The organism is Tenacibaculum jejuense, from assembly GCF_900198195.1.
Classification (GTDB): Bacteria; Bacteroidota; Bacteroidia; order Flavobacteriales; family Flavobacteriaceae; genus Polaribacter; species Polaribacter jejuensis.
In genome coordinates, this window is the sequence record NZ_LT899436.1 from 2,719,858 (window position 1) to 2,734,669 (window position 14,812).

At 31.8% G+C, this 14,812-nt stretch carries 11 protein-coding genes; 2 read left to right on the forward strand and 9 right to left on the reverse strand.

The features are described from left to right. Positions 1-104 precede the first annotated feature (104 nt). Complete coding sequence (locus AQ1685_RS12140; RefSeq protein WP_095072509.1) at positions 105-2,426, forward strand: type IA DNA topoisomerase; 2,322 nt, start codon at positions 105-107, stop codon at positions 2,424-2,426. Positions 2,427-2,736: 310 nt separating this feature from the next. Continuing rightward, complete coding sequence (locus AQ1685_RS12145) at positions 2,737-3,321, forward strand: TlpA family protein disulfide reductase (protein WP_095072511.1); 585 nt, start codon at positions 2,737-2,739, stop codon at positions 3,319-3,321. Between the two features lie 31 nt (positions 3,322-3,352). Here the strand turns inward: AQ1685_RS12145 and AQ1685_RS12150 are convergent, their stop codons facing one another. The 9 genes from AQ1685_RS12150 to AQ1685_RS12190 form a co-directional block, all read right to left on the reverse strand. Beyond that, positions 3,353-4,021, reverse strand: a complete 669-nt coding sequence (locus AQ1685_RS12150) for a bifunctional 4-hydroxy-2-oxoglutarate aldolase/2-dehydro-3-deoxy-phosphogluconate aldolase (protein ID WP_095072513.1) — start codon at positions 4,019-4,021, stop codon at positions 3,353-3,355. Between the two features lie 15 nt (positions 4,022-4,036). Next, positions 4,037-5,059, reverse strand: a complete 1,023-nt coding sequence (locus AQ1685_RS12155; RefSeq protein WP_095072515.1) for a sugar kinase — start codon at positions 5,057-5,059, stop codon at positions 4,037-4,039. Positions 5,060-5,095: 36 nt separating this feature from the next. Continuing rightward, positions 5,096-5,848 carry an SDR family NAD(P)-dependent oxidoreductase gene (locus tag AQ1685_RS12160; protein ID WP_095072517.1) on the reverse strand — a complete coding sequence of 251 codons (753 nt, stop codon included), beginning with the start codon at positions 5,846-5,848 and terminating at the stop codon, positions 5,096-5,098. Positions 5,849-5,891: 43 nt separating this feature from the next. Beyond that, positions 5,892-7,193 carry an MFS transporter gene (locus AQ1685_RS12165; RefSeq protein ID WP_095072519.1) on the reverse strand — a complete coding sequence of 434 codons (1,302 nt, stop codon included), beginning with the start codon at positions 7,191-7,193 and terminating at the stop codon, positions 5,892-5,894. Positions 7,194-7,367: 174 nt separating this feature from the next. Beyond that, positions 7,368-8,081 (reverse strand): FadR/GntR family transcriptional regulator, encoded by a 714-nt coding sequence (locus AQ1685_RS12170; protein WP_095072521.1) that lies wholly within the window; start codon positions 8,079-8,081, stop codon positions 7,368-7,370. A 105-nt stretch (positions 8,082-8,186) separates the two neighbouring features. Beyond that, positions 8,187-9,098, reverse strand: coding sequence for a polysaccharide lyase family 7 protein (locus AQ1685_RS12175; protein WP_095072523.1), 912 nt, complete (start codon positions 9,096-9,098; stop codon positions 8,187-8,189). Between the two features lie 6 nt (positions 9,099-9,104). Further along, entirely contained in the window at positions 9,105-10,106 is a 1,002-nt protein-coding gene (locus AQ1685_RS12180) for a PKD domain-containing protein (protein WP_095072525.1), read from the reverse strand. A 19-nt stretch (positions 10,107-10,125) separates the two neighbouring features. Beyond that, on the reverse strand, positions 10,126-11,553 hold the full coding sequence (locus AQ1685_RS12185) for a RagB/SusD family nutrient uptake outer membrane protein (protein ID WP_095072527.1): 1,428 nt from the start codon (positions 11,551-11,553) through the stop codon (positions 10,126-10,128). A gap of 9 nt (positions 11,554-11,562) precedes the next feature. After that, a complete protein-coding gene (locus AQ1685_RS12190) occupies positions 11,563-14,646 on the reverse strand; it encodes a SusC/RagA family TonB-linked outer membrane protein (protein WP_095072529.1) in 3,084 nt (1,027 codons plus the stop codon). Positions 14,647-14,812: the final 166 nt, after the last annotated feature.

Sequence of the window (14,812 nt, forward strand, 5' to 3'; positions counted from 1 at the left end):
TCTTCTAATTTTAGGGATTCGTATTTTTATTAATTACTTTAATAACGCCTAAAAATAGAATTATTATATCAATTTTACTATTTTTCGGCGATTAAAAATGAATAATGAAAGTTTGTATCGCTGAGAAACCTAGTGTGGCAAGAGAAATCGCTAACATTTTGGGAGCCAACACCAAACATGATGGATATTTTGAAGGAAACGGTTATGCCGTTACCTATACTTTTGGCCATTTGTGTACACTTTTAGAACCAAAAGACTACAAACCTCACTGGAAAAGCTGGGATTTGAACAATTTACCCATGCTTCCAGAGAAATTTGGAACCAAAGTTACAGCTGACTCTGGAATCCAAAAACAATTCAATATTGTAAAGTCATTATTCCAAAAAGCCGATGTGGTTATCAACTGTGGGGATGCCGGACAAGAAGGAGAATTAATACAACGTTGGGTAATTAATCAAGCTGATTACAAAGGAAAAGTACAACGTTTGTGGATTTCCTCATTAACTGAAGAAGCTATAAAAGACGGATTTAGTAATCTTAAAGAAGAAGAAGATTACAATAATTTATACTACGCTGGTTATTCTAGAGCAATTGGAGATTGGTTATTAGGTTTAAACGCTACACGTTTATATACTGTAAAATTTGGTGGTTACAAACAGGTACTTTCTATTGGTAGAGTTCAAACACCAACACTAGCGATGTTAGTAAATCGTTATTTAGAAATCCAAAATTTTAAACCTCAACCTTACTGGGAACTACAAACTACCTATAGAAATACACTTTTTAATTGTGAAGAAGGTCGTTTTCTAAAAAAAGAAGATGGACAAAAATTCGCAGATAAAGTAAAAGAATCTGACTTTGAAATTGTTTCTGTGAAAAAGAAAAAAGGAAAAGATTATGCTCCTAAACTTTTTGATTTAACAGGATTACAAGTATACTGCAACAATAAATTTGGATTTTCTGCTGATGAAACCTTAAAAATTGTTCAAAAATTATATGAAATGAAAGTAGTTACTTATCCAAGAGTTGATACTACTTTCTTACCAAATGATATATACCCTAAAGTTGCTGGTATTCTTAAAAACTTAACTAATTATGCTGAAATAGCTCAGCCTTTATTAGGTAAGAAAATTAAGAAATCGTCTCGTGTTTTTAATGATAAAAAAGTCACCGATCACCACGCTATAATTCCTACTGGAGTTCAAACGAATTTACAATACAATCAACAACAAGTTTATGATATCATTGTTCGTCGTTTTATAGCTGTTTTTTATCCTGATAGTGATATTGCAAATACAGCCGTTATTGGTAAAGCTGATGATGTATCTTTTAAAACTACTGGAAAAGAGATTTTAACTAAAGGATGGCGAGTAGTTTTTGAATACAATGAAGAACCTAAAAAAGTAACTTCAGACCAAAGTTTACTTCCTAATTTTGAAGAAGGAGAAAAAGGTCCGCATGAACCAAGTTTCTTAGAAAAAGAAACAAAGCCTCCAAGAAATTATACAGAAGCAAGTTTGTTACGTGCTATGGAAACTGCAGGTAAACAAGTAGATGATGATGAAATGCGAGAGCTAATGAAGGAAAACGGAATTGGTCGTCCATCTACACGTGCAAGTATTATAGAAACACTTTTTAAACGTAAATATATTGAACGTCAGAAAAAATTAATTCTACCAACTAAAACAGGTATAGATTTAATCCAACTAATTGACAATGAACTTTTAAAATCTGCTGAACTTACTGGACTTTGGGAAAAACGTTTAAAGGAAATTGAACGCGGAGATTATCATGCAAGTACTTTCATTAAACAAATGAAACAAATGGTAGATCAATTGGTTTATGAGGTTCGATCTAGTAAAAAAACGGTTCGCCTTTCCGCAGAAAATAATACAGAAGATTCGACTGCAAAAAAAACGAAAAAGAAAACAACGAGTAAAAAGACAGTAGTTGGAAAAGAGTGTCCGAAATGTAAAAAAGGAAACTTACTAAAAGGTAGTACTGCTTACGGATGCTCGAATTATAAAAACGGTTGTGATTTTAAACTTCCCTTCTCTTTCTTAGAGAAAAAGATTTCTGAAAGTCAATTAATTCGATTACTTGACAAAGGATGTACTACTAATTTAAAAGGTTGGAAAACTGAACAAGGAAAAGTAGAAGGTTTAGTTCGCTTTGATGAGCATTTTAATTTAAAGTTAGAACCTAAACAAGGAGGTGCGGAAAAAACTAAAGCCATTCCTGATAAAATTACCTGTCCAAAATGTAAAAAAGGGACTATTTTAAAAGGTAAATCTGCTTATGGATGCTCAGAGTATAGTAATGGTTGTACTTATGTTTTTCCTTTTGCTAAAATTAAAGAATTAGCTAATGGAAAAGATATTACCAAAGCAATGGTGTATGATTTTTTAACAAAAAAGTTTGAATAATTGAGTAAAACCAAAGCCATTCGCATAAACAATCAATATGAATTAAATAATTTATTTAGGGGGAAGGAAATAAACTTTGGTTTTTTAATTAAACACAAATCCTAAAAATCACATAGGATTTGTATTTTTTTATCCACTCTAAAGATTTCTCTGTTAAATCTTGAATTCTTTCATAATCATACTCTCCTTCAAGTTTTTTAAAAATTAATTTATAATATTTTCTTTATTGAATATTGAGATTTCTATTTCACTAAACATTAGTCTTTTATTTTTAATTTTATATTTTGATAAAAATTATTAAAATATACCTATGAAAAAAATATTTATTGTAACTTTTCTATTATTCGTAAATCTAGTTTTTTCTCAAGCCATTAAAAGCGAAAATCTAGTTGGAAAACCTTTTGGTAATTATACTTTTGAAACATTAAACGGAGATACTCTTTCTATAAATAACGTAGTAAAGAATAAACCTAGAATAATGATAGTTTCAGCTTCTTGGTGTGCTCCTTGCCAAGCTCAAACTTTAGCAGTAAATGAATTAGTAGACAAATATTACTCTAAAGTAGACTTCTTTACTTTATTATGGGATTTAAAAAGAGATGTTGTTGAAATGAAGGATAAATACAACGATAAAATCACATTAATTCCATCAAAGATTCAAGAAGAAAACATTGCTTGCATTTCAATTTCTGGATTTAAACACTGTGCAGGTTTTCCAACAATATATGCAATCGATGAAAATAATATTATCCAAGCAGTTAAAACTGGTGCTTCTATGGAAATAACAACCACTCATGAGGGTAAGACTTATAAAGTATCTGCTGAAGAAGCCCATGAAAATAATTTAGACAGTTTAGAAGAAATTATATTGAATTTACTAAAAGCTAAAGACTAAGAATAAAAATTATACAAATCCTAATTTAAAATCAGGATTTGTATTTTTTTATCCACTCTAAAGATTTTTCTGTTAAATCTTGAATTCTTTCATAATCATACTCTCCTTCAGAGTTTTTTAAAATTAATTTAGATCCCATACCTAAACAAACTGCTCCAGCCTCAATCCATGATTTTATACTCTCTTCATTTGGTGAAACTCCACCAGTTGGCATAATACTTGTCCATGGACTTGGTCCTTTGACTGCTTTAATAAACTCTGGTCCGTAAACACTTCCCGGAAATAACTTTACCACTTCACATCCAAAAGCTTCTGCTTTTGAAATTTCAGTTAAAGATCCGCATCCTGGAGACCATAAAACTTTTTTCTTATTACATGTAATAGCTATTTCTTCTTGAAAAGCAGGAGTTACTACAAAATTTGCTCCTAATTGCATAAAAAGAGAAGCCTCAGCGGCACTGGTTAAAGAACCTACTCCTAAAATCATATCATGATACTGAGTATTACAATATTTAGAGAGTTTACCAAAAACTTCATGAGAAAAATCTCCTCGCGCAGTAAATTCTAGTAATCGAGCACCACCTTTGTATAATGCGTCTACTATTTTTTTACATACTTCTATATCTTCATGATAAAAAAGAGGAACTAATCCTGTTCTATCCATTGCTATAATCACTTGTATACGTGAAAATTTAGCCATAATCTATTGTTTAAATCATCTTGAAACTTTACCAGATGTATTTCCATCTACCATCTGTAAAACTTCTTCTTTAGTTGTTAAATTAAAATCTCCAGAAATTGTATGCTTTAAGCAACATGCAGCTACTGCAAAATTCAATGTTTTTTGTAAATCAAATTCAGGATTTATTAACCCGTATAACAAACCTCCCATAAAAGCATCACCACTTCCTACTCTATCTACTACAGGTGTAACATCTCTAGTTTGAGCTTTTAAAATTTTAGATTTATCATATAAAATTCCTCCAATTTTTTGATGTGATGCACTTACAGAATAACGTAAAGTTGTTGCCATTACATCTAAATTAGGACAATTTTCTACTATAATATCATATAGTTTAGATAAAGATTCTAAATCCTCATAATTAGGTGTTACTTTTGACTTACCCAGCATAAAAAGTGCAGTATCGATGTCTCCTAATATGATGTTACTGTACTTTAATAACTCTGGCATGATATCTTTAGGATCTTTACCATATTTCCACAACTTAGATCTATAATTTAAATCTGAAGAAATAATAATACCTTTTTCGTGAGCTGTTTTAACTGCTCTTAAGCATTCTGCTGCTGCATTTTGAGAAATCGCTGGAGTTACACCACTCCAGTGAAAATGAGTTGCGTCTTTTAATGCAGTATCCCAATTTATTTGACCTTCTTTAATATTAGCAATCGCACTATCTTCTCTATCGTAAATTACTTTACTGCCACGAGTTCCTGCTCCAGTTTCTAAAAAATAAATACCTATTCTTTTTCCATCTAAAACAATATGATTCGCACCTACATTACGTTGTCTTATCTTTTCTATTGCGCATTGCCCAATATCATTATTAGGCAAACAAGTAATAAAATCTGAAGTAACACCATAATTTGCCAAAGACACAGCTACATTGAATTCTCCACCTCCATAGGTTACATCAAAGAAATTTGCTTGAGAAAAGCGAAGATGTCTTTCTGTAGCCAATCGCATTAAAATTTCACCAAAAGCAACAACTTTACTCATTTCTTAAAATATTTTTATAATCAAATAATGATTTAATTAAATACCTAGAGCTTGTCCTCCTCCAATTTGTATTGTCTCTGCGGTGATGAATGCAGCATCTTTACTTGCTAAAAAAGAAACTACACCTGCTACGTCTTCTGGCTGCCCTAATCTACCTAACATAATATTTTTAGCCCATGAAGCAAATACTTCTGGCTTTGTAGATTTAATTTGTTTGTGAAAATCTGTATCAATAGTTCCAGGAGAAACAGCATTTGATCTAATTCCGTATTCCGCTAAATCTTTCGCTAATGCTCTAGTTAAAGTATGAACTGCAGCCTTTGAAGTTCCATAAATACCAGCTCCAGGACCACCTGCATTCCAACCTGCATTTGATGTGTAGTTTATAATTGATGGATTATCACTTTTTTTCAAATAAGGAATTGCTGCTCTTGAAGCGAAAAAAGCCGAGTCTAAATTTAAAGCCATTACAAAACGATAAAAATCAGTTGTCATTTCTTCAAAACGTTGACGACCTCCTAAACCACCTGCATTATTTACAAGTGTGTCTATTTTTCCATACTTCTCTCCTATTTTGGTGATATTTTCTGTAACTGCTTCTTCTTTGGTGACATCAAAACCATAATATTCTGCTGTTATACCTTCAGCTGTTAATTCTTCAACTCTTTTTGCGCCCATATCATCTTCAATGCCATTCAAAATGACAGTATATCCATCTAATCCTAACCTTTTTGCAACAGCAAAACCTATTCCTCCTGTTGCTCCTGTAATTACAGCTATTTTGCTCATTTTAATTTTTGTTTTTTTTGTTAATTGTTTCTTATTTATATTTCTAGTTTTTCGCTTGAAGACGTTCTATTTTTGGACATAAAATCCATACACTTGCTAAAGCTATTGTTGCTAAAATTGCTCCAATGACAAATACTGGTGTGTAATTTCCTCCTTTAGTTAACCATGGTACAAAGAATGTTAACCCTGCCGCAGCTAATTTTGCTGCCATACCTGAATATCCGGAAAGTGTTCCTACTGTTTTTCCACTAAATAAATCACTTGGTAAAGTTTGTATGTTCCCAATTGCAGTTTGAAATCCAAATAGAATTATTGCCATAATTAGTACAGCTGTAGTTGGTCCGCCTGGATTAGCTAGTGCTAATAACGCAGGTAGCATAATTAAACATCCTAAAGTAATGACCATCTTTCTTGTTTTATCAATACTCCAACCTACTTTTAATCTATTGTGAGCTAATAAACCACCAAACCAAGCTCCTACTGCTGCTCCTAAATAAGGTACCCAACCATAAAGTCCAATTCCTTTTACATCCATTCCATAAACTTCAAATAAATAAATAGGAATCCACGATACAAATAGCCACCATATTGGATCGATTGCTGCTGAAGAAATGATTACTCCCCAACTTTGTTTGTGAGCTAATAATTTTGAAGTATTTGGATTATATTCTTCCGCTGTAGATTCACTTGAGGCTTTCGTACTTTCATTTTGACCTTTCAAAATATAATTTCTTTCCTCTTCTGTTATCCAAGGATGTTTTTTTGGTGGAGCTTTTACCATTATAATCCATGGAATTAACCATAATAGTCCAAGAGAACCCACCAAAATAAAGATGGTTTGCCAGCTGAAATGAACAGCTAAGTATGCAATTAAAGGAATTGCAATTGTACCACCTATGGCTGCTCCTGAATTAAACAATCCTTGTGCGAAGGCCCTTTCTTTTGTAGGAAACCATTCTGCATTACCTTTTGATGCTCCTGGCCAATTTCCTGCTTCAGAAATACCTAAGATCGATCTGAATAATGCAAAACTTGCAAACGAATTTGCTAAAGCGTGTAAAGCTGTAGCTATAGACCAAACTCCTATAGAAAGAATAAAACCTAATCGTGTTCCAATCCAATCAAAAATTTTCCCGAAAATAGCTTGTCCAAATGCATAAGAAAACATGAACACTATGGTTATCCAAGAATAAATCTCTTTTCTTTGATCTGCGTTCTTATCAGGATACAATTCTTCTGCAATGTCTGGCCATAAAACAATTAATGTTTGTCTATCTATATAGTTGATAATAGCTGCCAATGCAATTAAACCTATTACCCACCATCTAAGTCCTTTGATTTTCATTTTTACTTTAGTTTACAACGTATTTGGTCTGGGCTCATAAAACTGGCTTTATGAACCTTATTGATTTTTCTAATATATCTGTCAGAATTTCAGTTGTTTGAAATTATCTAACTAATACTCTATATGTAATTTGTTTGTTTTCGCTTAATTAAAAAGCTGTTTTTGAGTTTTGATTTATATTTCTTTGTCTGAATTATAACAATACTGATATAACACGCTAAAATGATCTTTCATTTTTTGTTTTGCTAACTGGGGATTTTGATCTTTTATCGCTTCATATATATCGTAATGTTCTTGTATACCTTTTTGCGCCAAGTTTTTATCACATACATGATATTTTTCAAAATTGGTTATGATACCTGGCGTAATCATTAACATGAAAGTATTTATTGTACTATTACCACTTGCTTTTGCTATTGCCAAATGAAATAATAAGTCTTCTTGAACAGCATCTTCACCTTTATTTACCTTTTCTGTATACGCTTCTAAAGTTTGAGCCATGGCTTGTAAATCTTCATCAGTACGTCTTAATGCTGCTAGCCTTGCAGTTTTAAGTTCTAATAAAATTCTGGTTTCAACCAAAGATTTAAAACTTGGATCTTCTAACCCTAGAATATCTTCAATCATACCATTAAGGGCAATTACACCAATATTAGCTACGAAAGTCCCGCTTTGAGGAATTGATTTCAACAATCCGTAAAACTCAAGTTTTTGAATGGCTTCTCTTATATTTCCTCTTGAAACACCAAACTTTTCAGACAACATTCGTTCTGAAGGAAGCTTATCACCTGGTTCTAAGTTCTTAAAGTTTATCAATTCTCTGATTTGAGAAATAATTTTCTTTTGAACATTTTCGCTGTCATTTGTTGTTAAAATATCTAATTTCATGTACTTTCTATATAATTGGTTAACCAGTTCCGATTTACGAATTTAATAAATTACATCTGTTAAAGTTTATATTTATCTGCTATTTTTTGAAAAATTAATTGCTAATTAATGTGATACTTCTAACTTGTAAAATCGAACTCGGGCAAATGCATCTTTATCTCTAGTTTGAAAATAGTTACCTGCTTTAAAATAGTTCTCAAAAATACCCCACCTTTTCATATGAATATTCTCGTATACTTTAAATTCATTATTATTTAAAATTACTACCATTTTTCCATCAGATACTTTTACTTCAAGTGTAAATTTTTTAAAACCTACTTTCTGTTTAAATGTATAACCTTCATCATCATCCCAAGCATCTTTATGCAACAACTCTTTATATGTTGCTGTCTTGTTTTTTAGAATTTTAGTCTTAACTCTTACTTTACCGTTCTTCCAATATATCTTTAAAATTGGAGGAGCATTATTATCTTTTTGACCAATCAACTCTTTTTGTTCATTCGTTAATCTTCCATGAATTTGCATAATGATTGTTTTATGATATTCTCCTTTTTCATTTTTAGAAATCTCATCTATAGCTAATTTCCCTTTCATTCTACCGCCTTGTTTAAAAGTCCAGTTTACATTATTGTCACCTGGCTTCATTTGCTCACGTAATTCGGAACGAGAATACTTTGTATTTGCTGTAGTTATATTTGGTTCTGCATAAAATACTAAAGCTCCTCTTGCAGAATCGTTATACATATACTTTTTTAATACATCATTATTAGCATAATCAAAAATTTCTGGTGGACTTACCTCATAAGGTTTTCCTTTATCATTTCCTTCTGGAATGGTAACTTTCCAATGTGTAAGATCTATTTTTGGAAGCTTCGCTTTTTTTCTTCTTTTCTTCCTTTTTTTCTCGATCTTATTTTTCTTACCTGAAACGCTACTTTTTTGCGCCACACAGGTAGCGTTTACAGATAAGAATATCAATACTAAAAGCTTTACTATGTGCTTTAGAATACTTTTCATTAAACTTTACAAATTGATTGCTGTAATAACTATTGAATCTACTCGTATTTCTTCATCTCCGCTATTATAACCAAAATCTCCACCGCCACCTCCAGTAGCTGGTCCTCCTATTCCTCGAATGAATAGAGCAACACTATTGTTGGCTGCTGAATTAAAAGTAAAACGATAGGTAACATAACTATCATCTCCAGGATTACTTATAGCTTCTGTTAAAAGATTATTCGCAGCATCTTCAACTTGAGTAATCGAAGTGTAACCCCAGTTTTCTTGTGGAAATAATGCTGTATCTGTAAAATACATTGGAGAGTAACCACTTACATATCCCGATCCTGCTAAAGCTCTAACTTCTAACATACTTGGAAATGATCCGCCTGTTAAATCTTTAAATGAAGCTACAATCTCTATTGTATAATCTGAATTTGGTGTGACTTCGAATTCTTGATAAATATGATCTGGTTCATTATTATCGAATTTTAATACATTATCTGATCCACCATTACCAGAACTAGATTCTCCTTGATCACCTAAATCTTTGTTTATCCAAGCTGAACATGTACAATCTGAACCTGATGATTTCGGTAATTTTGTAAAATCTGCATTTACTAAAATTGGATCTGGAACATCTGGTTCTTCTGGCTGTATTACCTCTATTGTTTTAGAAATGGTACTTTCTACTCCAAGAGCATCTGAAACTGTTAAAGTTACGGTATAGCTTCCTTCACCCGGATACTCATTAACTCCTTCTTTTTCTATAGATGTGTTACCATCACCAAAATTCCAGCTAAAATTTGTTGCACTGTTAGATAAGTTAGCAAAATTATACAGTCTGAAATTCTCTGTACTCTGACTAAAATCGAAATCAGCAGATGGTGGTGTTGCATCTTCAATAGATCCTTCTTCTGGAAGTTCAAATTCGAAATTACATGATCCAAATATTAATATACCAACAAAAACTAAAACCTTTGTCAAGTATTTTTTTTGTTTTTTGAATTTATTTATTGTTTTCATTTTTTGTAAGCTCTTTTAATTAGTAACCAGGATTTTGTTCTAAAATCCCTCCTCCTAAATTCACTTCTCTTTGTGGGATAGGTAATAGTAAATCTGTTGCGCTAAAACTTGCTCCAATATTAGTAGAGAATGTTGTTAAGATTTCTTGTGCTTTATTGAATCGTAACAAATCAAAAAGACGATGATTTTCAAAAGCCAATTCTACTCTTCGTTCTAACAATAAGTCTTCTTTAGTTATATTGGTTACAGTAGTTGTTAATCCTGCTCTATCACGAATTGCTTGGAAAGAAGCTAAAGCCGCAGGAACACTAGTTTCATTTGATGATCCTATAATGGCTTCAACATGTAATAACAATACATCAGCATAACGTAGTACTACCCAATCATTTCCTGCTTGTGTTGGATTACTTGAAGTAGGGTCTATTCCTAGACTTGCATCTCCTTCAGGTATATATTTTACTACTTGAAATTGTGTTGGTTGTGCTTGATCTACTCTATATGAAAAATCAGTTCGATTACCTCCGAAGTTATCTAATGCTTCTTTTGCATCTGGAGTTACATAATTTACTCCACTAGTTCTTCCAACTGCATTCAACCATTCTGCAGAAAAATTTTGGCTATTTTGTGCATCATCACCTAAATATCCTATTGAAAATATAACTTCGTTGTTTCCTTCATTAAAGAATATATCTTTAAAATTAGTTTCTAAAGAAAAACCAGAATTCATTACGCTTTCACATAATTGTTGTGCTTCTAAGTAACGTTTGTTTTCTGTAGTCATATAAACTTTAGCCAATAACGTTTGTGCTGCTGCTCTAGATGCTCTGTTTTTTGACCCGTTTCCTAATGTTTCAATGGCTCTGTTTAAATCTGATTCAATTAGAGTATATACCTCATCTTTTGATTTTCTGGTAAATTGAATTTCTTTATCTGCTGGAGCGATAACTCGATCTATTAATGGAATATCCCCAAATAATCGTACTAAATTAAAATATGCATATGCTCTAACAAATTTAGCTTCACCTTCAAATCTAGTTCGGTTTGAACTACTTGCATTTCCTAAATTTTGTAAGATGATATTTGCTCTAAAAATAACATTGTAAAAACTACGATAATAATCTGCTACAATACCATTATTAGCTTCTATTGTATAGTTTTCAAATTGAGCTGCTTCTCCTTCACTACTTTTAGTTTGAGTATTATCACTTCTCATTTCAGTAACATAGAATTCAACTTGAATTCCGTGATTGTCATTAGAATTTGTCGAATTAATTCCTTGAATTCCGTCATACATATTAACAACACCTAGTTCTAATTCATCATCATTAGAGTAAAATGTCTCTCCATTCGGAGTTCCAACTGGTGCTGGTTCTAAAAAATTATCACTACATGAATACGAAATCAAAATGATAATTAATATTGTGTAAATATTTTTTATTTGTTTCATGGTGTTGTTTTAAAATTCTAAGTTTAATCCTAATGAAATAGTTCTTGCAATTGGTGAACCTGCTCTTTGATATCCAAAAGTTAAAGGTCCTGTACGTTGCACAAACTCGGGGTTAAATCCTGTATAATTACTTGCTGTAAAGTATAATAAGTTTTGCCCTGTTACATATACTCTTGCTCTAGTAAAAAAGTCGAAAGTATCTGGTAAATCATTTGAAAAATTGTAGCCAATATTTACATTTCTTAAAGCGATGTAAGAAGCATCTTGAATGATTGAATTGGTGAATATTTTTTGTTTTATGAATCCTTGATCTGGTGTTATAGCAGGATCAAAATCTTGTGAGCTATTGAAATGATTGAATAAATACTGATCTCCCATATTTCTGACCTCAGCTCCATGACTTCCTTGCCACATAAAGCTTAGATCTACATTTTTGTATCTAAAACTATTGCTAAAACTCCAAACTAAATCTGGATAAGGATCTCCTAAAATTGTTTTATCATCATCATCAATTAATCCATCTCCATTTAAGTCTTTTACATAAACATCTTGAGCTTGACCTCCAACTGGATGAAAAGGATCTCTAATAAACTCTAGAGGAATTTCTCTATCAACCACCCAACCATAAAAGGAAGCTACCGGATTTCCTACAGAATTGATCCATTCTGCCGCTCTTTTAGAATCTACATTTAAAATTTGACCATCAGAATCTCCAAAATTGATTAATTCATTTTCATTTATTGAAGCTAACATGCTTGATGACCAACTAAAATCTTCTGTTACGATATTACGAGTTTGTAACTCAAGTTCAATTCCTTTATTTTCAACTTCTCCAAGGTTGACTAAAGCTTGAGCAAATCCGGTAGTTACTGAAACTGGGTTAAAAAGTAGTTGTTTGTTATTGTTTCTTTTGTATACATCTACGGCTCCGCTGATTCTATTATTGAATAAACCAAAATCTAAACCTAGATTGATCTCACTAGATTGTTCCCATTGTAAATCTGGATTTGGTAAATTTAAAGGATCAAAAGCAGAGAGTACGTTGTTGTCTATTATTGTAGAAGTAGCTTGTAATAAAGCTATTGAAGGATACGTATCTATTAATACATCACCCGTATTCAATCTATTATTTCCACTTAATCCATAACTTGCTCTAATTTTTAAATTGGATACTACATCACTATCTTCTAAAAACTTTTCGTTACTAGCAATCCAACCAACAGATGCTGCTGGGAAATTTCCAAACTTAGAATCGGGTCCGAAAATAGAACTACCATCTCTTCTAAAACTTAAAGACACTAAATATCTATCATCAAAAGCATAGTTTATTCTTCCAAAGAAAGACATAAATGTAGTTTCATACTGTAAAGAAGATTTATTCGAAATATTAGTTGCCGCATCTAAAGTTTGAGAAATATCTGATGTAAATCCTGTTCCTGTTATAGATTGTGTTTTGGTATCAAAAGTTTCTGTTGAAAAACCAGCTACAGCATTTATGTTATGTTTATCATTAAACACATGATTATATGTGAAATAGTTATCTGAAACTAAATGAATTCTATTTAAATCTGTTGTTGTTAAAAAAGCTGCATCGGCTCCATTTCTATTTGCTAAAACTCCAGAGTAACGAAATCCGTTTCTTTGTTCAAAATCTCCTGAGAAAGAAGTTTTAAACTCTAAATCATCTACAATTTTATAATTCAAATATACAGAACCAAATAATCTAAACCTTTCTTCTGTTCTGTTTCTTTCCAATACTTTAGCAGCTGGATTTGTATTTGAAGAATTACTTATATCTGTTCCTCCTGTAGCTATTGGCTGACCTGTAAGTAAATCGTAATCATCAAACATACGTTGTACAGCATAATCGCCAATTTGTACATTAGCCCATCTTCCATTGTCTCTCAAGCGATTTACAAATTGAATATTATTTGCATCTACATATAATGGCAACCAAGATGGCTGTCTTAAAATATCATGAGCTGAACCATCAAAACGTCTTCGATCTGTAAATGTTGGTGTTAGGCTAAAACCAACTTTAAACTTCTTAGATAATTCTGTATCGACTTTAAGTTTTAAGTTATATTTTTTAAAATCGTCTGTAATTAAAACACCTTCATCATGAACATATCCAAGGTTTGCACTAAATTTTGTTTTTTTTGTTCCTCCTCTTACACTAAATGAATGATTTGTAATTGTACCTCCATCAAAAATAACATCTTGCCAACTTCTATCTGTACCAATTAATTGTTTATATCTTGTTCTATCAGATAACGAACCGTTAAGTGCTAATTCTGCTTGAGCTGTTTTTGCTAAGGTAAGATTATAAGCTTCTGATTGTCTCGCTTCCTTAATACCTGTGAAGGTATTGTACGAAAACTTGGTTTTTCCTTCTTTTCCTGATTTTGTAATGATTTGAATAACACCATTACTACCTCTAGATCCATAAATAGCTGTAGAAGCTGCATCTTTTAACACATCAAAAGAAGCGACGTCATTCATATCTAAAGAGCCTAAAAACTCATTATCAACTACTAATCCATCAACTACAATAAGCGGATCAGAAACTCCTGAAATAGAACCTGTACCTCTTATTCTAATCGTTGGTGCCGAACCTGCTTCTCCTTCAGTTGCTTGAATGTTTACTCCGGAAACTTGTCCTACTAAAGCATCATCAACACGAGCTACACCGATCTGTTCTAAATCTTTGTTAACAAGTTTAGATACCGCTCCTGTTACATTCGATTTCTTTTGTGATCCATAACCTACTACCACTACTTCATTAAGAACATTTGCTTCTTCGGTTAGTACAATGGTTAATTCTTTATTATTTTCAATCGTAATTAATCGATCTTTGAATCCAACACTTGAAATTTGAAGTACCTGTCCTTTTTTTACTTTTAAAAAAAATTTACCATCAAAATCTGTTGAAGTTCCTTTAACTGTACCAAATAAAATAATATTAGCTCCAGGTATAGGCTGGTTATCTTCTTTGGAAAGTATGGTACCACTTACCGTGAAAGATTCTTGAGCTGATATAGCAATCCAACAGAAGAGCATTGCTATAAAAGTTAATCTGGTTTGTAATTTCATAATTTGTTTGTTGTTTTTTGCGTCATTTCGATCTTATTCAAGTTCAAAATCTAAAACCAGATTTTGGCAATTCTCATATCTTTAGTATTTTTGCCTTATCGATTGCTTTTTGCACTTGATATTACTTCGGTTCCAAAGAAGTATATAAAAAGGATAGGACCTTAAA

Coding starts and splice junctions, on each gene's coding strand:
- AQ1685_RS12145 (WP_095072511.1), top strand. CDS start 2,737: ATGAAAAAAATATTTATTGTAACTTTTCTATTATTCGTAAATCTAGTT.
- AQ1685_RS12170 (WP_095072521.1), bottom strand. CDS start 8,081: ATGAAATTAGATATTTTAACAACAAATGACAGCGAAAATGTTCAAAAG.
- AQ1685_RS12160 (WP_095072517.1), bottom strand. CDS start 5,848: ATGAGCAAAATAGCTGTAATTACAGGAGCAACAGGAGGAATAGGTTTT.
- AQ1685_RS12165 (WP_095072519.1), bottom strand. CDS start 7,193: ATGAAAATCAAAGGACTTAGATGGTGGGTAATAGGTTTAATTGCATTG.
- AQ1685_RS12155 (WP_095072515.1), bottom strand. CDS start 5,059: ATGAGTAAAGTTGTTGCTTTTGGTGAAATTTTAATGCGATTGGCTACA.
- AQ1685_RS12140 (WP_095072509.1), top strand. CDS start 105: ATGAAAGTTTGTATCGCTGAGAAACCTAGTGTGGCAAGAGAAATCGCT.
- AQ1685_RS12185 (WP_095072527.1), bottom strand. CDS start 11,553: ATGAAACAAATAAAAAATATTTACACAATATTAATTATCATTTTGATT.
- AQ1685_RS12190 (WP_095072529.1), bottom strand. CDS start 14,646: ATGAAATTACAAACCAGATTAACTTTTATAGCAATGCTCTTCTGTTGG.
- AQ1685_RS12150 (WP_095072513.1), bottom strand. CDS start 4,021: ATGGCTAAATTTTCACGTATACAAGTGATTATAGCAATGGATAGAACA.
- AQ1685_RS12180 (WP_095072525.1), bottom strand. CDS start 10,106: ATGAAAACAATAAATAAATTCAAAAAACAAAAAAAATACTTGACAAAG.
- AQ1685_RS12175 (WP_095072523.1), bottom strand. CDS start 9,098: ATGAAAAGTATTCTAAAGCACATAGTAAAGCTTTTAGTATTGATATTC.